The sequence below is a fragment of the Escherichia sp. 20412-1 genome (genome assembly GCF_003027595.1).
In the GTDB taxonomy this organism is placed as follows: domain Bacteria; phylum Pseudomonadota; class Gammaproteobacteria; order Enterobacterales; family Enterobacteriaceae; genus Escherichia; species Escherichia marmotae.
On record NZ_PYQM01000033.1, the window covers coordinates 23,680 to 41,371 of the forward strand.

The 17,692-nt window shown below is 49.4% G+C and carries 15 protein-coding genes, 1 tRNA gene, 2 rRNA genes and 1 pseudogene; 15 read left to right on the forward strand and 4 right to left on the reverse strand.

Features of this window, described 5'->3' with window-relative positions; all coding sequences use genetic code 11:
* Positions 1–6: 6 nt before the first annotated feature.
* From accC to C7B16_RS18315, 8 genes are all read left to right on the forward strand, one after another.
* Positions 7–1,356, forward strand: a complete 1,350-nt coding sequence (gene accC, locus C7B16_RS18280; protein ID WP_000884623.1) for an acetyl-CoA carboxylase biotin carboxylase subunit — start codon at positions 7–9, stop codon at positions 1,354–1,356.
* Positions 1,357–1,464: 108 nt separating this feature from the next.
* The gene (locus C7B16_RS18285) at positions 1,465–1,707 is read left to right on the forward strand and encodes a YhdT family protein (RefSeq protein WP_000381177.1); all 243 of its coding nucleotides are present in this window, start codon (positions 1,465–1,467) and stop codon (positions 1,705–1,707) included.
* Entirely contained in the window at positions 1,697–3,148 is a 1,452-nt protein-coding gene (gene panF, locus C7B16_RS18290; protein ID WP_001175693.1) for a sodium/pantothenate symporter, read from the forward strand. Before C7B16_RS18285 ends, panF begins: the two co-directional genes overlap by 11 nt.
* Before the next feature lie 11 nt (positions 3,149–3,159).
* Positions 3,160–4,041 (forward strand): 50S ribosomal protein L11 methyltransferase, encoded by an 882-nt coding sequence (prmA, locus tag C7B16_RS18295; RefSeq protein WP_001517191.1) that lies wholly within the window; start codon positions 3,160–3,162, stop codon positions 4,039–4,041.
* A 328-nt stretch (positions 4,042–4,369) separates the two neighbouring features.
* Positions 4,370–5,335: a tRNA dihydrouridine synthase DusB gene (dusB, locus tag C7B16_RS18300; protein ID WP_001219652.1), complete on the forward strand. Its 966-nt coding sequence runs from the start codon at positions 4,370–4,372 to the stop codon at positions 5,333–5,335.
* Positions 5,336–5,360: 25 nt separating this feature from the next.
* Complete coding sequence (fis, locus tag C7B16_RS18305; RefSeq protein ID WP_000462905.1) at positions 5,361–5,657, forward strand: DNA-binding transcriptional regulator Fis; 297 nt, start codon at positions 5,361–5,363, stop codon at positions 5,655–5,657.
* An 85-nt stretch (positions 5,658–5,742) separates the two neighbouring features.
* Positions 5,743–6,627, forward strand: a complete 885-nt coding sequence (gene yhdJ / locus C7B16_RS18310) for an adenine-specific DNA-methyltransferase (protein WP_001258882.1) — start codon at positions 5,743–5,745, stop codon at positions 6,625–6,627.
* 83 nt (positions 6,628–6,710) lie between these two features.
* Positions 6,711–6,890 (forward strand): DUF2556 family protein, encoded by a 180-nt coding sequence (locus tag C7B16_RS18315; RefSeq protein WP_001517193.1) that lies wholly within the window; start codon positions 6,711–6,713, stop codon positions 6,888–6,890.
* A gap of 2 nt (positions 6,891–6,892) precedes the next feature.
* On the opposite strand, the gene envR is transcribed toward C7B16_RS18315, so the two are convergent.
* The gene (envR, locus tag C7B16_RS18320; protein WP_001129527.1) at positions 6,893–7,555 is read right to left on the reverse strand and encodes an acrEF/envCD operon transcriptional regulator; all 663 of its coding nucleotides are present in this window, start codon (positions 7,553–7,555) and stop codon (positions 6,893–6,895) included.
* A gap of 395 nt (positions 7,556–7,950) precedes the next feature.
* On the opposite strand from envR, the gene acrE reads away from it, so the two are divergent.
* From acrE to C7B16_RS18365, 7 genes and pseudogenes are all read left to right on the forward strand, one after another.
* A complete protein-coding gene (gene acrE, locus C7B16_RS18330) occupies positions 7,951–9,108 on the forward strand; it encodes a multidrug efflux RND transporter periplasmic adaptor subunit AcrE (protein ID WP_061091086.1) in 1,158 nt (385 codons plus the stop codon).
* A gap of 11 nt (positions 9,109–9,119) precedes the next feature.
* Entirely contained in the window at positions 9,120–12,224 is a 3,105-nt protein-coding gene (acrF, locus tag C7B16_RS18335) for a multidrug efflux RND transporter permease subunit AcrF (RefSeq protein ID WP_107179974.1), read from the forward strand.
* A gap of 251 nt (positions 12,225–12,475) precedes the next feature.
* On the forward strand, positions 12,476–12,697 hold the full coding sequence (locus C7B16_RS18340; RefSeq protein WP_000825670.1) for a lipoprotein: 222 nt from the start codon (positions 12,476–12,478) through the stop codon (positions 12,695–12,697).
* A 429-nt stretch (positions 12,698–13,126) separates the two neighbouring features.
* Positions 13,127–14,152 (forward strand): amino acid ABC transporter substrate-binding protein, encoded by a 1,026-nt coding sequence (locus tag C7B16_RS18350; protein ID WP_000738562.1) that lies wholly within the window; start codon positions 13,127–13,129, stop codon positions 14,150–14,152.
* Between the two features lie 67 nt (positions 14,153–14,219).
* Positions 14,220–15,401 carry an amino acid ABC transporter permease gene (locus C7B16_RS18355; RefSeq protein ID WP_107179975.1) on the forward strand — a complete coding sequence of 394 codons (1,182 nt, stop codon included), beginning with the start codon at positions 14,220–14,222 and terminating at the stop codon, positions 15,399–15,401.
* Between the two features lie 9 nt (positions 15,402–15,410).
* Positions 15,411–16,503, forward strand: a pseudogene (locus C7B16_RS18360) (amino acid ABC transporter permease).
* Between the two features lie 7 nt (positions 16,504–16,510).
* Positions 16,511–17,269 (forward strand): amino acid ABC transporter ATP-binding protein, encoded by a 759-nt coding sequence (locus tag C7B16_RS18365; protein ID WP_000078317.1) that lies wholly within the window; start codon positions 16,511–16,513, stop codon positions 17,267–17,269.
* Between the two features lie 63 nt (positions 17,270–17,332).
* Here the strand turns inward: C7B16_RS18365 and rrf (C7B16_RS18370) are convergent.
* The 3 genes from rrf (C7B16_RS18370) to rrf (C7B16_RS18380) form a co-directional block, all read right to left on the reverse strand.
* Positions 17,333–17,448, reverse strand: a 5S ribosomal RNA gene (rrf, locus tag C7B16_RS18370).
* A 39-nt stretch (positions 17,449–17,487) separates the two neighbouring features.
* Positions 17,488–17,563: transfer RNA gene (locus C7B16_RS18375), tRNA-Thr, on the reverse strand.
* Between the two features lie 14 nt (positions 17,564–17,577).
* A 5S ribosomal RNA gene (gene rrf / locus C7B16_RS18380) occupies positions 17,578–17,692 on the reverse strand.

Genomic DNA, 17,692 nt, shown 5'->3' on the forward strand with positions numbered 1-17,692 from the left:
GCGAACATGCTGGATAAAATTGTTATTGCCAACCGTGGCGAGATTGCATTGCGTATTCTTCGTGCCTGTAAAGAACTGGGCATCAAGACTGTCGCAGTGCACTCCAGCGCGGATCGCGACCTAAAACACGTATTACTGGCAGATGAAACGGTCTGTATTGGCCCTGCTCCGTCAGTAAAAAGCTATCTGAACATCCCGGCAATCATCAGCGCCGCTGAAATCACTGGCGCAGTAGCAATCCATCCGGGTTACGGCTTCCTTTCCGAAAACGCCAATTTTGCTGAGCAGGTTGAACGCTCTGGCTTTATCTTCATCGGCCCGAAAGCAGACACCATTCGCCTGATGGGTGACAAAGTGTCGGCAATTGCCGCGATGAAAAAAGCTGGCGTCCCTTGTGTACCGGGGTCTGACGGCCCGCTGGGCGACGATATGGATAAAAACCGCGCCATTGCTAAACGCATTGGTTACCCGGTAATTATCAAAGCTTCCGGCGGCGGCGGCGGTCGCGGTATGCGCGTAGTGCGCAGCGACGCTGAACTGGCGCAATCCATCTCCATGACGCGTGCGGAAGCGAAAGCTGCTTTCAGCAACGATATGGTTTACATGGAGAAATACCTGGAAAATCCTCGCCACGTCGAGATTCAGGTACTGGCGGACGGCCAGGGCAACGCTATCTATCTGGCTGAACGTGACTGCTCCATGCAGCGCCGTCACCAGAAAGTGGTCGAAGAAGCGCCAGCACCGGGCATTACCCCGGAACTGCGTCGCTACATTGGCGAACGTTGTGCCAAAGCGTGTGTTGATATCGGCTATCGCGGAGCAGGTACTTTCGAATTCCTGTTTGAAAACGGCGAATTCTATTTCATCGAAATGAACACCCGTATTCAGGTAGAACACCCGGTTACTGAAATGATCACCGGCGTTGACCTGATCAAAGAGCAGTTGCGTATCGCTGCCGGTCAACCGCTGTCGATCAAGCAAGAAGAAGTTCATGTTCGCGGCCATGCGGTGGAATGCCGTATCAATGCCGAAGATCCAAACACCTTCCTGCCAAGCCCGGGCAAAATCACCCGTTTCCACGCACCTGGCGGTTTTGGCGTGCGTTGGGAGTCTCATATCTACGCTGGCTACACCGTGCCGCCGTACTATGACTCAATGATCGGCAAACTGATTTGCTACGGTGAAAACCGTGATGTGGCGATTGCACGCATGAAGAATGCGCTGCAGGAGCTAATCATCGACGGTATCAAAACCAACGTTGATCTGCAGATCCGCATCATGAACGACGAGAACTTCCAGCATGGTGGCACTAACATCCACTATCTGGAGAAAAAACTCGGTCTTCAGGAAAAATAAGACTGCAACAGCGTCAAAAGGCCGGATTTTCCGGCCTTTTTTATTTCTGGGGATCGGCAAGCCCCATAAGGTACAATCCCCGCTTTCTTCACCCATCAGGGACAAAAAATGGACACTCGTTTTGTTCAGGCTCATAAAGAGGCGCGCTGGGCGCTGGGGCTGACCCTTTTGTATCTGCTTGTTTGGTTAGTAGCTGCTTACTTACCTGGCGTTGCCCCCGGTTTTACCGGTTTTCCGCGCTGGTTTGAGATGGCCTGCATCCTGACGCCGCTGCTGTTTATTGGACTGTGCTGGGCGATGGTGAAATTTATCTATCGCGATATTCCGCTGGAGGATGACGATGCAGCTTGAAGTGATTCTACCGCTGGTCGCCTATCTGGTGGTGGTGTTCGGGATTTCGGTTTATGCGATGCGTAAACGGAACACGGGCACTTTCCTGAATGAGTATTTCCTCGGCAGCCGCTCTATGGGCGGTATTGTGCTGGCGATGACGCTCACCGCAACCTATATCAGCGCCAGTTCGTTTATCGGCGGACCCGGCGCTGCTTATAAATACGGGCTGGGCTGGGTATTGCTGGCGATGATTCAGCTACCTGCTGTCTGGCTTTCGCTCGGTATTCTCGGCAAGAAGTTCGCTATTCTCGCGCGCCGCTACAATGCGGTAACGCTGAACGATATGCTGTTTGCCCGCTACCAGAGCCGTTTGCTGGTGTGGCTGGCGAGTTTGAGTTTGCTGGTAGCATTCGTTGGTGCAATGACCGTGCAGTTTATCGGCGGTGCGCGTCTACTGGAAACCGCTGCTGGCATTCCTTATGAAACCGGCCTGCTGATTTTCGGCATCAGTATTGCGTTGTATACCGCCTTTGGTGGCTTTCGCGCCAGTGTGCTGAACGACACTATGCAAGGGCTGGTGATGCTGATTGGCACCATTGTGCTACTGGTCGGCGTGGTCCATGCTGCTGGCGGCTTAAGCAACGCAGTAGAGACGCTACAATCCATTGATCCGCAACTGGTAACACCACAAGGCGCTGATGATATTCTGTCGCCTGCCTTCATGACTTCGTTCTGGGTTCTGGTGTGCTTTGGGGTGATTGGCCTGCCGCATACCGCGGTGCGCTGTATCTCTTATAAAGACAGCAAAGCGGTACATCGGGGGATCATCATCGGTACAATTGTGGTGGCGATCCTGATGTTTGGTATGCATCTGGCTGGCGCGTTAGGCCGCGCGGTGATCCCTGATCTCACCGTGCCGGATCTGGTGATCCCAACGTTGATGGTAAAAGTGTTGCCGCCGTTTGCTGCCGGGATCTTCCTTGCCGCCCCAATGGCCGCGATTATGTCGACGATCAATGCCCAATTGCTGCAAAGTTCCGCTACGATCATTAAAGATCTCTATCTGAATATCCGTCCGGAACAAATGCAAAACGAGACGCGTCTGAAGCGGATGTCGGCGGTGATTACGTTGGTTCTCGGCGCGTTGCTGCTGCTTGCCGCCTGGAAGCCGCCAGAAATGATCATCTGGTTAAATTTGCTGGCCTTCGGTGGTCTTGAAGCCGTCTTCCTGTGGCCATTGGTGCTGGGCCTTTACTGGGAACGCGCTAACGCCAAAGGCGCGCTAAGCGCGATGATCGTCGGCGGCGTGCTGTATGCCGTACTTGCAACCCTAAATATTCAGTACCTGGGCTTCCACCCTATCGTGCCCTCGTTACTGCTAAGTTTGCTGGCTTTCCTGGTCGGAAACCGTTTCGGTACATCCGTCCCGCAAGCTACCGTTTTGACTACTGATAAATAAAGAGTTTTGCCATGCCTTGGATCCAACTGAAACTGAACACCACCGGCGCGAATGCAGAAGATCTTAGCGATGCGCTGATGGAAGCCGGTGCCGTTTCTATCACTTTTCAGGATACCCACGATACGCCAGTGTTTGAGCCACTGCCGGGCGAAACTCGCCTGTGGGGCGACACCGATGTGATTGGTCTGTTTGACGCAGAAACAGACATGAATGAAGTTGTGGCGATTCTGGAAAACCATCCGCTACTCGGCGCGGGCTTCGCGCATAAAATCGAGCAACTGGAGGATAAAGACTGGGAACGCGAGTGGATGGATAATTTCCACCCGATGCGCTTTGGCGAACGTCTGTGGATCTGTCCAAGCTGGCGCGATGTACCAGACGAAAATGCTGTCAACGTGATGTTAGATCCGGGTCTGGCGTTTGGTACGGGCACTCATCCAACCACCTCTCTGTGCCTGCAATGGCTCGACAGCCTCGATTTAACCGGTAAAACGGTCATCGACTTTGGCTGTGGTTCCGGCATTCTGGCTATCGCGGCGCTGAAGTTGGGCGCAGCAAAAGCTATTGGTATTGATATCGACCCACAGGCCATTCAGGCCAGCCGCGACAATGCTGAACGTAATGGTGTTTCTGATCGACTGGAACTCTATCTCCCGAAAGATCAGCCTGAAGCAATGAAGGCCGACGTGGTGGTCGCTAACATTCTCGCAGGCCCGTTACGTGAACTGGCGCCGTTAATCAGCGTCCTGCCGGTTTCAGGCGGTTTACTGGGCCTTTCCGGTATCCTGGCAAGCCAGGCAGAGAGCGTTTGTGACGCGTATGCCGATAGCTTCACGCTCGACCCGGTTGTGGAAAAAGAAGAGTGGTGTCGCATTACCGGTCGTAAGAATTAACCTTCACAATGCGGCATAGTGGTGTAGCGCGAAGTGCGAGCAACATCACAAAAGGCACGTGAATTTGCTGGTTTTTTGAGCAAATTCACGTGCCTGAATTTTCATTCATAAAGAAAAATTGAGAACTTACTCAAATTTCTTTGAGTGCAAATTTTAGTCACTTGTTTCTAATGTGATGATTTTTATGACTAATTATTCCGAGGCGTTCATTTTAAATGCAATTCTTTGATCCATCTCAGAGGATTGGTCAAAGTTTGGCCTTTCATCTCGTGCAAAAAATGCGTAATATACGCCGCCTTGCAGTCACAGTATGGTCATTTCTTAACTCATGCGCATCGGACAATATCAGCTCAGAAATCGCCTGATCGCAGCGCCCATGGCTGGCATTACAGACAGACCTTTTCGGACGTTGTGCTACGAGATGGGAGCCGGATTGACAGTATCCGAGATGATGTCTTCTAACCCTCAGGTTTGGGAAAGCGACAAATCTCGTTTACGGATGGTGCACATTGATGAACCCGGTATTCGCACCGTGCAAATTGCCGGTAGCGATCCGAAAGAAATGGCGGATGCTGCACGTATTAACGTGGAAAGCGGTGCCCAAATTATTGATATCAATATGGGTTGCCCGGCTAAAAAAGTGAATCGCAAGCTCGCAGGCTCAGCCCTCTTGCAGTACCCGGATGTCGTTAAATCGATCCTTACCGAGGTCGTCAATGCAGTGGACGTTCCTGTCACTCTGAAGATTCGCACCGGTTGGGCGCCGGAACACCGTAACTGCGAAGAGATTGCCCAACTGGCTGAAGACTGTGGCATTCAGGCTCTGACCATTCATGGTCGTACACGCGCCTGTTTGTTCAATGGAGAAGCTGAATACGACAGTATTCGGGCAGTTAAGCAGAAAGTTTCCATTCCGGTTATCGCGAATGGCGACATTACTGACCCGCTTAAAGCCAGAGCTGTGCTCGACTATACAGGGGCGGATGCCCTGATGATAGGCCGCGCAGCTCAGGGAAGACCCTGGATCTTTCGGGAAATCCAGCATTATCTGGACACTGGGGAGTTGCTGCCCCCGCTGCCTTTGGCAGAGGTTAAGCGCTTGCTTTGCGCGCATGTTCGGGAACTGCATGACTTTTATGGTCCGGCGAAAGGTTACCGAATTGCACGTAAACACGTTTCCTGGTATCTCCAGGAACACGCTCCAAATGACCAGTTTCGGCGCACATTCAACGCCATTGAGGATGCCAGCGAACAGCTGGAGGCGTTGGAGGCATACTTCGAAAATTTTGCGTAAACAGAAATAAAGAGCTGACAGAACTATGTTCGAACAACGCGTAAATTCTGACGTACTGACCGTTTCTACCGTTAACTCTCAGGATCAGGTAACCCAAAAACCCCTGCGTGACTCGGTTAAACAGGCACTGAAGAACTATTTTGCTCAACTGAATGGTCAGGATGTTAATGACCTCTATGAGCTGGTACTGGCTGAAGTAGAACAGCCCCTGTTGGACATGGTGATGCAATACACCCGTGGTAATCAGACCCGTGCTGCGCTGATGATGGGCATCAACCGTGGTACACTGCGTAAAAAACTGAAAAAGTACGGCATGAACTAATTCAGGTTAGCTAAATGCTTGATTAAAAAGGCGCTACTCGGCATGGGGAAGCGCCTTTTTTATAGGCGTCACAAAGGGAGTGACCATGAGAACAGGATGTGAACCCACCCGGTTTGGCGATGAAACAAAAACGATCATTCAGGGTGATGCATTAGCCGAGCTAAAAAAAATCCCCACCGGGAGCATCGATCTGATCTTTGCCGACCCGCCTTATAACATCGGCAAAAATTTTGATGGTCTGATCGAAGCATGGAAAGAAGATCTGTTTATTAACTGGCTATTTGAAGTGATTGCAGAGTGCCACCGCATCCTTAAAAAACAGGGCTGCATGTACATCATGAACAGCACCGAAAACATGCCCTTTATCGATATCCAGTGTCGCAAACTTTTTACCATCAAAAGTCGCATCGTCTGGTCATATGACAGTTCTGGGGTACAGGCGAAGAAACACTACGGCTCCATGTACGAACCTATCCTGATGATGGTGAAAGACGCAAAGAACTACACATTTAACAGCGATGCTATTCTGGTAGAAGCCAAAACCGGATCGCAGCGCGCGTTGATCGATTATCGTAAAAATCCTCCGCAGCCTTACAATAATCAAAAAGTACCGGGCAACGTCTGGGATTTTCCGCGCGTGCGTTATTTGATGGATGAATATGAAAACCATCCGACGCAAAAGCCGGAAGCATTGCTGAAACGCATTATTCTCGCCTCTTCAAACCCTGGAGATATCGTTCTCGACCCGTTTGCGGGCAGTTTTACCACCGGCGCGGTCGCCGTCACAACCGGGCGAAAATTCATTGGTATTGAGATTAACAGCGAGTACATCAAGATGGGGCTCCGACGACTGGGTATCGCGTCACATTACTCCGTGGAAGAGCTGGCGAAAGTAAAAAAAAGAAAGACCGGCAACCTGTCAAAACGATGCCGGGTCAGCGAAGTTGACCCCGATCTCATTGCAAAGTAAAGGAAGTGTAAGCCTGGTTTTCAGATTATTCATTTCGTGTATATTTCCTGCCAGACTTGGTTAAACATGCACAGGCTCAGGTAATGATTCGCAAGTATTGGTGGCTCGTCGTTTTCGCTGTCTCCGTTTTTCTGTTTGATACTTTACTGATGCAATGGATTGAGCTGTTGGCTACAGAAACAGACAAATGCCGCAATATGAATTCGGTTAATCCACTTAAGCTGGTTAACTGTGACGAACTGGATTTCTACAACAGAATGTAAGCTTATACGATATCTAATTCATTTGTTTTATGAATTAGTTTTGCTACATTTTTATCTGGTATGAACATTCTTAATACGTTATCGACTAAGGCGGGTGCGTGTTTATAAAGATCGTAACCCGCCATATTCATTAACCAGTTTTTGACAATTCCGCAGAAAGCACCCTCAATAATAATCATCACTACATCTAAATCGAGATTATTTTCCACACAGCCTTGTTGCTGACATGCCTGCAATATTTCGCGCAGAATCTGCGGATTAAAACCCATCTTCTCGCGTATTACGGCCTCTGCCAGCATCTCATCATTAAATTCACATTTGTGATATAAAATTTGCAGTAATGCTTGTTGGCGTGGAATTTCGGCAATATATTGCAAGCCAACAATCAGTTTTTCACGCAATTGCTGAAACGGGTTATGCTCTGCCCCTGCCGTCAACCGCTCCTGAATTAACTCCCGCAATGAAGGCTGTTGCAGCCACATCTCATTAAACAGTTGGGTCTTGTTTTCGAAATGCCAGTAGATAGCGCCACGCGTGACGTTGGCAGCGTCAGCGATATCATTGAGCGTCGTCTTGCTTACACCATGCTGCGCAAACTGGGCGATGGCGGTTTCAATCAGTTCTTGCCGGGTCTTCAGAGCTTCAGCTTTGGTTCTTTTTGCCATGATTAATTATTCAGGAAATAAATACATTAGACATAAAGGAAATAATGAAAGGTAATGTATCACCCAATATTTATTTATACGAGAGGCTAAAATTCACCTGCTATAAATCGTCAAATAAACAAAATCCATTATTGACGTAGAATACATTTATTTAATGAATGTACGTTTCAATTTGCGTCAAAACAATTCCTCTCCCTTCAATTCACATCAAAACAAAACATTAGAACACGAATCTATTTTTGTGTTTATGTGCCTTGAGAGGCCAGTATTCATAACTATTTATTACATCGCCGGACGATAATTTGTAGGATAGCGAACTGTATTTTTATTTCTGCGAGTTAACGCGTTGCCTTTTTCTGGCAAATAACGCGCTTTTGTTTTTTTGAGGAATAGTAATGACGAAATATGCCAGGTTTTTCCTCCTGCCCCCCTTTATCATGATCTCCGCAGCGTTAATCGCGGGTTGCAACGATAAGGGAGAAGAGAAAGTTCACGTCGGTGAACCGCAGGTTACCGTTCATGTTGTGAAAACTGCCCCGTTAGAAGTTAAAACTGAATTACCTGGCCGTACCAACGCTTTCCGTATTGCCGAAGTTCGCCCACAGGTTAACGGGATCGTACTAAATCGTAATTTCACTGAAGGCAGCGATGTGCAAGCAGGTCAGTCCCTGTACCAGATTGATCCAGCGACCTATCAGGCAAGTTATGACAGTGCGAAAGGTGAACTGGCGAAAAGTGAAGCCGCCGCTTCCATCGCGCATTTGACGGTAAAACGTTACGTTCCGCTCGTGGGCACAAAATACATCAGTCAGCAGGAGTACGATCAGGCCATTGCTGATGCCCGCCAGGCCGATGCCGCCGTGATTGCCGCAAAAGCCACGGTCGAAAGCGCCCGCATCAATCTCGCTTATACCAAAGTAACCGCGCCAATTAGCGGACGTATCGGCAAATCGACTGTGACCGAAGGTGCTCTCGTCACTAACGGGCAAACGACTGAACTGGCGACTGTCCAGCAACTCGATCCTATCTACGTCGATGTGACCCAATCAAGCAACGATTTCATGAGACTGAAGCAGTCCGTAGAGCAAGGAAATTTACATAAGGAAAACACCACCAGCAACGTAGAGCTGGTCATGGAAAACGGTCAAACTTATCCCCTGAAAGGCACACTGCAATTCTCCGATGTGACCGTGGATGAAAGCACTGGTTCCATAACCCTACGTGCGGTTTTCCCTAACCCACAGCATACGCTTCTGCCGGGTATGTTTGTGCGCGCCCGGATTGATGAAGGTGTACAACCTGATGCCATTCTTATTCCGCAACAAGGCGTCAGCCGCACACCGCGTGGCGATGCAACCGTGCTGATTGTGAATGAGAAAAGTCAGGTTGAAGCGCGTCCAGTCGTTGCCAGCCAGGCGATTGGCGATAAATGGTTAATTAGCGAAGGGCTGAAATCTGGCGATCAAGTCATTGTCAGCGGTCTGCAAAAAGCGCGTCCGGGAGAACAGGTTAAAACCACGACCGATACCCCCGCAGATACTGCGTCGAAGTAAGGCAATCAGACATGGCAAACTTTTTTATTCGACGACCGATATTTGCATGGGTGCTGGCCATTATTCTGATGATGGCAGGCGTACTGGCGATCCTACAATTACCTATCGCCCAATACCCAACCATTGCGCCGCCTGCGGTTTCTGTTTCGGCAAACTATCCGGGTGCTGATGCACAGACCGTACAGGATACGGTGACGCAGGTTATCGAACAGAATATGAATGGTATCGATAACCTGATGTATATGTCCTCCACCAGCGATTCCGCCGGTAGCGTAACAATTACCCTCACTTTCCAGTCAGGGACAGATCCAGATATCGCGCAAGTCCAGGTGCAGAACAAACTCCAACTTGCCACGCCGTTGCTGCCGCAGGAAGTTCAACAACAGGGGATTAGCGTTGAAAAGTCCAGTAGCAGTTATTTGATGGTGGCAGGTTTTGTCTCTGATAATCCCAGTACCACTCAGGACGATATCTCGGACTATGTGGCCTCTAACGTTAAAGATACGCTTAGCCGCCTGAATGGCGTTGGTGACGTGCAACTCTTTGGCGCACAGTATGCGATGCGTATCTGGCTGGACGCCGACCTGCTAAACAAATATAAACTGACACCGGTTGATGTGATTAACCAGTTGAAAGTGCAGAACGATCAGATAGCTGCCGGGCAACTGGGCGGAACACCAGCGTTGCCTGGGCAACAGTTGAACGCCTCGATTATTGCTCAGACCCGATTAAAAAATCCGGAAGAGTTCAGCAAAGTCACCCTGCGCGTGAACAGCGACGGTTCAGTGGTTCGCCTGAAAGATGTCGCCCGTGTTGAGCTTGGTGGTGAAAACTATAACGTCATCGCCCGTATCAACGGTAAACCGGCAGCGGGTCTGGGTATTAAACTAGCCACTGGTGCGAACGCCCTCGATACGGCGAAAGCCATTAAGGCGAAACTGGCAGAATTACAGCCATTCTTCCCGCAGGGAATGAAGGTTCTCTACCCTTATGACACCACGCCATTCGTCCAGCTTTCTATTCACGAAGTGGTAAAAACGCTGGTTGAAGCCATTATCCTGGTGTTTCTGGTGATGTATCTGTTCTTGCAGAATATGCGAGCAACGCTGATCCCCACCATTGCTGTGCCCGTAGTGCTGTTAGGGACGTTTGCCATCCTCGCCGCTTTTGGTTACTCCATCAACACACTAACAATGTTTGGAATGGTGCTTGCCATCGGGCTGCTCGTCGATGATGCGATAGTGGTGGTAGAGAACGTCGAGCGCGTGATGATGGAGGATAATCTCCCGCCAAAAGAAGCGACGGAAAAATCGATGTCGCAAATTCAGGGCGCACTGGTGGGTATTGCGATGGTGCTGTCAGCGGTTTTTATTCCGATGGCATTCTTCGGCGGTTCCACAGGGGCAATTTATCGCCAGTTTTCTATCACCATTGTTTCGGCAATGGCGCTTTCCGTACTGGTGGCATTGATTCTCACCCCTGCATTATACGCAACGCTACTCAAACCAGTCTCTGCCGAACATCACGATAAAAAGAGCGGTTTCTTCGGCTGGTTTAATACCACTTTCGATCATAGCGTTAACCACTATACCAATAGCGTTGGCAAAATCCTCGGTTCCACAGGGCGATATTTACTGATCTATGCGCTGATAGTTGCCGGAATGGTAGTGTTGTTTTTACGTCTCCCTTCTTCCTTTTTGCCGGAAGAAGATCAGGGGGTCTTTCTGACCATGATTCAACTTCCTGCTGGCGCGACGCAAGAGCGGACGCAAAAAGTGTTGGATCAAGTGACGGATTACTATCTGAAGAACGAGAAAGCGAACGTTGAAAGCGTCTTTACGGTTAACGGATTTAGCTTCAGCGGCCAGGCACAAAACGCCGGGATGGCCTTCGTTAGCCTGAAACCGTGGGAAAAGCGTGGTGGCGATGAAAACAGCGCGGAAGCAGTTATCCACCGCGCCAAAATGGAGCTGGGCAAGATCCGCGACGGTTTTGTCATTCCGTTCAATATGCCAGCCATTGTTGAACTGGGCACAGCAACGGGATTCGACTTTGAGTTAATCGATCAGGCCGGTCTGGGGCACGATGCCCTAACCCAGGCCCGCAACCAGTTGCTTGGTATGGCGGCGCAACATCCTGACAGCTTAGTCAGTGTACGTCCCAATGGTCTGGAAGATACCGCGCAGTTCAAACTTGAAGTTGACCAGGAAAAGGCACAGGCATTAGGCGTTTCGCTTTCTGATATCAATCAGACCATTTCTACGGCGTTGGGCGGAACTTACGTTAACGACTTCATCGACCGTGGACGGGTAAAAAAAGTGTACGTTCAGGCTGATGCAAAATTCCGTATGCTGCCAGAAGATGTCGATAAACTTTATGTCCGCAGCGCCAACGGTGAAATGGTGCCATTCTCTGCCTTTACCACTGCACATTGGGTGTATGGTTCTCCACGACTGGAACGCTACAACGGCCTGCCTTCAATGGAGATTCAGGGGGAAGCCGCGCCAGGAACCAGTTCCGGTGATGCGATGGCGCTGATGGAAAATCTTGCGTCAAAATTACCTGCCGGCATTGGTTATGACTGGACGGGGATGTCGTATCAGGAACGCTTATCGGGTAACCAGGCTCCTGCCCTGGTAGCAATCTCCTTCCTGGTGGTTTTCCTGTGCCTTGCGGCGCTCTATGAAAGCTGGTCAATTCCCGTCTCGGTTATGCTGGTCGTGCCATTAGGGATTGTCGGTGTACTGCTGGCTGCAACACTCTTTAATCAGAAAAATGACGTTTATTTTATGGTGGGCTTGTTAACGACAATTGGCTTATCAGCCAAAAACGCCATTTTGATTGTTGAGTTCGCCAAAGACCTGATGGAGAAAGAAAGTAAAGGCGTTATCGAAGCAACGCTAATGGCGGTGCGCATGCGTCTGCGACCTATCCTGATGACATCCCTCGCATTTATACTCGGCGTGTTGCCGCTGGCTATCAGTAACGGTGCCGGGAGCGGCGCTCAGAACGCAGTGGGTATCGGTGTAATGGGTGGCATGGTCTCTGCAACATTGCTGGCTATTTTCTTCGTGCCGGTGTTCTTTGTCGTGATCCGCCGTTGCTTCAAAGGGTAAATCAGAAACATAAAGGCGTCTTCGACGCCTTTTAAATTTTCTGGAAAAATGAGAATAATTAATAGGATAAGCATTATTTTTTCTATAACCAGCAACTCATTTGCACCTTCTCCCTTCACTATTTTTACAATTCACATAATTTGTCATTATTCATCCTAAAAGAATTATAACTACCAATGATAAAATAATATCCAGATCGTTAATAAGAGAATTCACTTATTAAGCGATAGCGTTATTATTGAGGTAACATCATGAAAAGATTAATTTCTGTGGCATTGCTCACCGCATTGCTGGCGGGTTGTGCTCACGATTCCCCTTGCGTTCCGGTTTATGACGATCAGGGCCGTCTGGTTCACACCAATACCTGTATGAAAGGTACGACGCAGGATAACTGGGAAACTGCCGGAGCTATTGCTGGCGGGGCAGCGGCTGTCGCTGGCCTGACAATGGGGATTATTGCTCTGTCAAAATAACTGAACAGAGCGCGGACTTCCGCGCTCTGTTTAACGATACAGAATCTTTCTATACGTTAAACATTGCTATATTCCGCTGGCTAATTCCCTTTTAATTAAGCATTTTATCTCGTCGCTTGCCTTTCTATCGAAATAACGCATGAATTTATTTTTCAATAACATCACCCCTTCTGATACTCACGCTAATAATCATTATTCTGCTTAGTAAAATACGCGTAAATATTTTGCGCCAAAATGTGGCGCATGTTTCATTTTCGCACCATTGCGGGGCGCTGTTTCTATTATTTCCTGTCTACACTCTGCTTATTGCGTCGCGGAATCGTGCGCAAAAACTGGCACTACTTTTGCTTATAAGAGGATGGCCACAGACAGGTAAAAAACGTTTCCCAAACGTTCTATAACGATAATTTTCGCCTTACAGGAAGCATTATGAAAAAGATGATGATAGCCACACTGGCTGCCGCCAGCGTGCTGCTTGCCGTTGCAAATCAGGCGCATGCTGGCGCGACGCTCGATGCTGTAAAGAAAAAAGGTTTTGTGCAATGCGGGATCAGCGACGGATTACCGGGGTTCTCTTATGCTGATGCAGACGGTAAGTTTTCTGGTATTGATGTTGATGTTTGTCGTGGTGTTGCCGCTGCTGTATTTGGCGACGACACGAAAGTGAAATATACGCCGCTCACCGCAAAAGAACGCTTTACTGCATTGCAATCCGGAGAAGTGGACTTACTCTCCCGTAATACGACCTGGACTTCATCTCGCGACGCAGGCATGGGAATGGTATTTACTGGCGTCACTTATTACGACGGCATTGGTTTCCTGACACATGACAAAGCAGGGTTAAAAAGCGCGAAGGAACTTGATGGCGCAACTGTCTGTATTCAGGCGGGTACGGATACCGAACTCAACGTTGCCGATTACTTCAAGGCAAACAATATGAAGTACACGCCAGTGACTTTCGATCGCTCTGACGAATCCGCGAAGGCACTGGAGTCTGGTCGCTGCGATACTCTGGCTTCGGATCAATCACAACTGTATGCCTTGCGTATCAAATTAAGTAACCCTGCCGAATGGATTGTTCTGCCGGAAGTTATCTCTAAAGAACCGCTTGGCCCGGTGGTTCGTCGTGGCGATGACGAATGGTTTTCTATTGTGCGCTGGACCCTGTTCGCCATGCTGAATGCTGAAGAGATGGGCGTTAATTCACAGAACGTCGATGAAAAAGCAGCAAATCCGGCAACACCAGATATGGCGCACCTACTGGGTAAAGAAGGCGATTACGGTAAGGATCTGAAACTGGATAACAAGTGGGCCTACAACATCATCAAACAGGTAGGTAATTACTCGGAAATTTTTGAGCGCAACGTCGGCTCCGAAAGTCCGCTGAAAATTAAACGGGGTCAAAATAACCTCTGGAATAACGGTGGCATCCAATATGCACCGCCCGTGCGTTAAGTAAGTGTGAGGTAACGAGCGTCGCTACAGCGGCGCTCTCTTTAGCGTTATGGTTTTCGAGGTTTCTATGTCTCATCGCCGCCCAACTGTTAAAGGCTCACTCTCCTTTGCCAACCCTGTGGTTCGCGCCTGGTTATTCCAAATCCTTGCCGTTGTTGCCGTCGTCGGCATTGTTAGTTGGCTATTTCACAATACCGTGACGAATCTAAGCAATCGTGGCATTACATCAGGGTTTGCCTTTCTTGATCGTGACGCTGGCTTCGGTATCGTCCAGCATTTGATCGATTACCAGCAGGGCGATACCTACGGACGCGTTTTTATTGTCGGTTTGCTCAATACGCTACTGGTTTCAGCATTGTGTATTGTGTTCGCTTCTGTTCTGGGCTTCTTTATTGGATTAGCGCGACTTTCAGAGAACTGGTTACTGCGAAAGTTATCCACAATTTATATTGAGATCTTCCGTAATATTCCGCCGCTGTTGCAAATCTTCTTCTGGTACTTTGCCGTGTTGCGCAATTTGCCCGGACCGCGACAGGCAGTGAGTGCGTTTGATCTGGCCTTTTTGAGCAATCGCGGGCTTTACATTCCCTCACCGCAACTGGGAGATGGATTTCTTGCGTTTATCGTGACCGTTGTGATGGCTATAGCCATTTCTGTTGGGCTATTTCGCTTCAACAAAACGTACCAGATAAAAACCGGTCAACTACGTCGCACATGGCCTGTCGCCGCTGTGATGATCATTGGTTTACCTTTGCTGGCGCAATGGCTTTTTGGCACAGCACTTCACTGGAACATTCCAGCCCTACAAGGGTTTAACTTCCGCGGTGGTATGGTGCTGATCCCTGAACTGGCTGCCTTAACGTTGGCGCTTTCGGTCTATACCTCTGCATTTATCGCTGAGATTATCCGCGCAGGGATTCAGGCTGTGCCTTATGGCCAACACGAAGCAGCCCGATCGCTGGGATTACCCAATACTGTCACACTACGTCAGGTGATTATTCCGCAGGCGCTGCGGGTGATTATTCCTCCGTTAACCAGCCAGTATCTCAACATCGTCAAAAACTCTTCTCTTGCCGCCGCTATTGGCTATCCGGATATGGTTTCACTGTTTGCCGGCACCGTGCTTAACCAGACCGAGCAGGCCATCGAGACGATAGCCATGACCATGTCGGTCTATCTGATTATCAGCCTGACTATCTCACTGCTGATGAATATCTATAACCGCCGTATCGCAATCGTTGAACGCTAAGGAGTCATGATGACGAAAGTATTGCTGTCTCATCCCCCGCGCCCGGCGAACCATAACCCAAGCCGCGTTATAGTTTGGGCGCGCAAAAATCTGTTCTCAAGCTGGAGTAATAGTCTGCTGACCATTGGTTGCCTGTGGCTGATGTGGGAATTGATTCCACCGTTGCTGAACTGGGCTTTTTTGCAGGCTAACTGGGTTGGGTCAACCCGCGCAAGCAGGTGCCTGCTGGGTCTTCATCCACGAGCGATTTGGCCAGTTTATGTATGGGCTTTACCCACACGACCAACGCTGGCGAATTAATCTGGCATTACTGATTGGCCTGATTTCGATTGCACCAATGTTCTGGAAAATACTCCCGCATCGCGGTCGCTATATTGCGGTATGGGCGGTGATTTACCCGCTTATTGTCTGGTGGCTAATGTATGGTGGTTTTCTTGGTCTTGAGCGAGTTGAAACCCGGCAATGGGGTGGGCTAACACTTACTTTGATTATTGCATCAGTTGGGATTGCAGGGGCGCTGCCGTGGGGGATTTTATTGGCGTTAGGCCGCCGTTCTCATATGCCGATTGTGCGTATCTTATCCGTCATTTTTATCGAGTTCTGGCGTGGCGTACCGCTGATCACCGTGTTGTTTATGTCGTCAGTGATGCTGCCGTTATTTATGGCAGAAGGCACCAGCATCGACAAACTGATCCGTGCATTAGTCGGAGTGATCCTGTTCCAGTCCGCTTATGTTGCGGAAGTGGTGCGAGGTGGATTGCAGGCGCTCCCCAAAGGTCAATATGAAGCTGCAGAGTCGCTGGCGTTGGGTTACTGGAAAACCCAGGGACTGGTTATTCTGCCACAGGCACTGAAACTGGTTATTCCAGGGCTGGTAAACACCATCATCGCACTATTCAAAGATACCAGTCTGGTGATCATTATCGGGTTGTTCGATCTTTTCAGTAGCGTTCAGCAGGCAACCGTTGATCCCGCCTGGTTGGGCATGTCGACCGAAGGGTACGTCTTCGCGGCACTGATCTATTGGATCTTCTGTTTCAGTATGTCGCGTTATAGCCAACATCTGGAAAAACGTTTTAACACCGAGCGTACACCGCATTGAGGACACTATGAGCCAAATTTTACTGCAACCTGCTAACGCGATGATTACGCTGGAAAATGTTAACAAATGGTATGGGCAATTCCATGTCCTGAAGAATATAAATTTAATCGTGCAACCGGGGGAACGAATCGTTCTGTGTGGCCCTTCTGGTTCCGGGAAATCGACAACCATCCGTTGTATTAATCACCTGGAAGAACATCAACAGGGAAGAATCGTAGTGGATGGCATCGAACTTAACGAAGATATCCGCAATATTGAGCGTGTCAGGCAAGAAGTAGGAATGGTCTTTCAGCATTTCAATCTCTTCCCACATCTGACCGTTTTACAGAACTGTACCCTGGCGCCGATTTGGGTACGCAAGATGCCGAAGAAAGAGGCTGAAGCTCTGGCGATGCATTACCTTGAGAGAGTACGAATTGCCGAACATGCACAGAAGTTTCCCGGACAGATATCCGGTGGTCAGCAGCAACGCGTTGCCATAGCTCGTTCACTCTGCATGAAACCCAAGATCATGTTGTTTGATGAACCCACGTCGGCGCTCGATCCGGAGATGGTGAAAGAAGTGCTGGATACGATGATTGGACTGGCACAGTCGGGTATGACAATGCTGTGTGTAACGCATGAGATGGGATTTGCCCGCACTGTTGCTGACAAGGTCATTTTTATGGATCGCGGAGAGATTGTTGAGCAGGCCGCGCCGGATGAGTTTTTTGCACATCCGAAATCGGAACGCACGCAGGCGTTTTTATCGCAGGTAATCCATTAAATTGGATGTGGTTTCAAAATGCAAAAAGGCCATCCTTCCGGATGGCCTTCTGCTTTATTTGATGTCTGGCAGTTCCCTACTCTCGCATGGGGAGACCCCACACTACCATCGGCGCTACGGCGTTTCACTTCTGAGTTCGGCATGGGATCAGGTGGGACCACCGCGCTACTGCCGCCAGACAAATTCTTTTCTAACCTGCCGAACTTTAACCTAAAAAGTGGTGCTGATACCCAGAGTCGAACTGGGGACCTCACCCTTACCAAGGGTGCGCTCTACCAACTGAGCCATATCAGCACGCTAAATTTGATGCCTGGCAGTTCCCTACTCTCGCATGGGGAGACCCCACACTACCATCGGCGCTACGGCGTTTCACTTCTGAGTTCGGCATGGGGTCAGGTGGGACCACCGCGCTATCTCCGCCAG

Excerpts from the sequence above, each read along its gene's own strand:
- accC (WP_000884623.1), top strand. The coding sequence starts at position 7 with ATGCTGGATAAAATTGTTATTGCCAACCGTGGCGAGATTGCATTGCGT.
- C7B16_RS18285 (WP_000381177.1), top strand. The coding sequence starts at position 1,465 with ATGGACACTCGTTTTGTTCAGGCTCATAAAGAGGCGCGCTGGGCGCTG.
- panF (WP_001175693.1), top strand. The coding sequence starts at position 1,697 with ATGCAGCTTGAAGTGATTCTACCGCTGGTCGCCTATCTGGTGGTGGTG.
- prmA (WP_001517191.1), top strand. The coding sequence starts at position 3,160 with ATGCCTTGGATCCAACTGAAACTGAACACCACCGGCGCGAATGCAGAA.
- dusB (WP_001219652.1), top strand. The coding sequence starts at position 4,370 with ATGCGCATCGGACAATATCAGCTCAGAAATCGCCTGATCGCAGCGCCC.
- fis (WP_000462905.1), top strand. The coding sequence starts at position 5,361 with ATGTTCGAACAACGCGTAAATTCTGACGTACTGACCGTTTCTACCGTT.
- yhdJ (WP_001258882.1), top strand. The coding sequence starts at position 5,743 with ATGAGAACAGGATGTGAACCCACCCGGTTTGGCGATGAAACAAAAACG.
- C7B16_RS18315 (WP_001517193.1), top strand. The coding sequence starts at position 6,711 with ATGATTCGCAAGTATTGGTGGCTCGTCGTTTTCGCTGTCTCCGTTTTT.
- envR (WP_001129527.1), bottom strand. The coding sequence starts at position 7,555 with ATGGCAAAAAGAACCAAAGCTGAAGCTCTGAAGACCCGGCAAGAACTG.
- acrE (WP_061091086.1), top strand. The coding sequence starts at position 7,951 with ATGACGAAATATGCCAGGTTTTTCCTCCTGCCCCCCTTTATCATGATC.
- acrF (WP_107179974.1), top strand. The coding sequence starts at position 9,120 with ATGGCAAACTTTTTTATTCGACGACCGATATTTGCATGGGTGCTGGCC.
- C7B16_RS18340 (WP_000825670.1), top strand. The coding sequence starts at position 12,476 with ATGAAAAGATTAATTTCTGTGGCATTGCTCACCGCATTGCTGGCGGGT.
- C7B16_RS18350 (WP_000738562.1), top strand. The coding sequence starts at position 13,127 with ATGAAAAAGATGATGATAGCCACACTGGCTGCCGCCAGCGTGCTGCTT.
- C7B16_RS18355 (WP_107179975.1), top strand. The coding sequence starts at position 14,220 with ATGTCTCATCGCCGCCCAACTGTTAAAGGCTCACTCTCCTTTGCCAAC.
- C7B16_RS18365 (WP_000078317.1), top strand. The coding sequence starts at position 16,511 with ATGAGCCAAATTTTACTGCAACCTGCTAACGCGATGATTACGCTGGAA.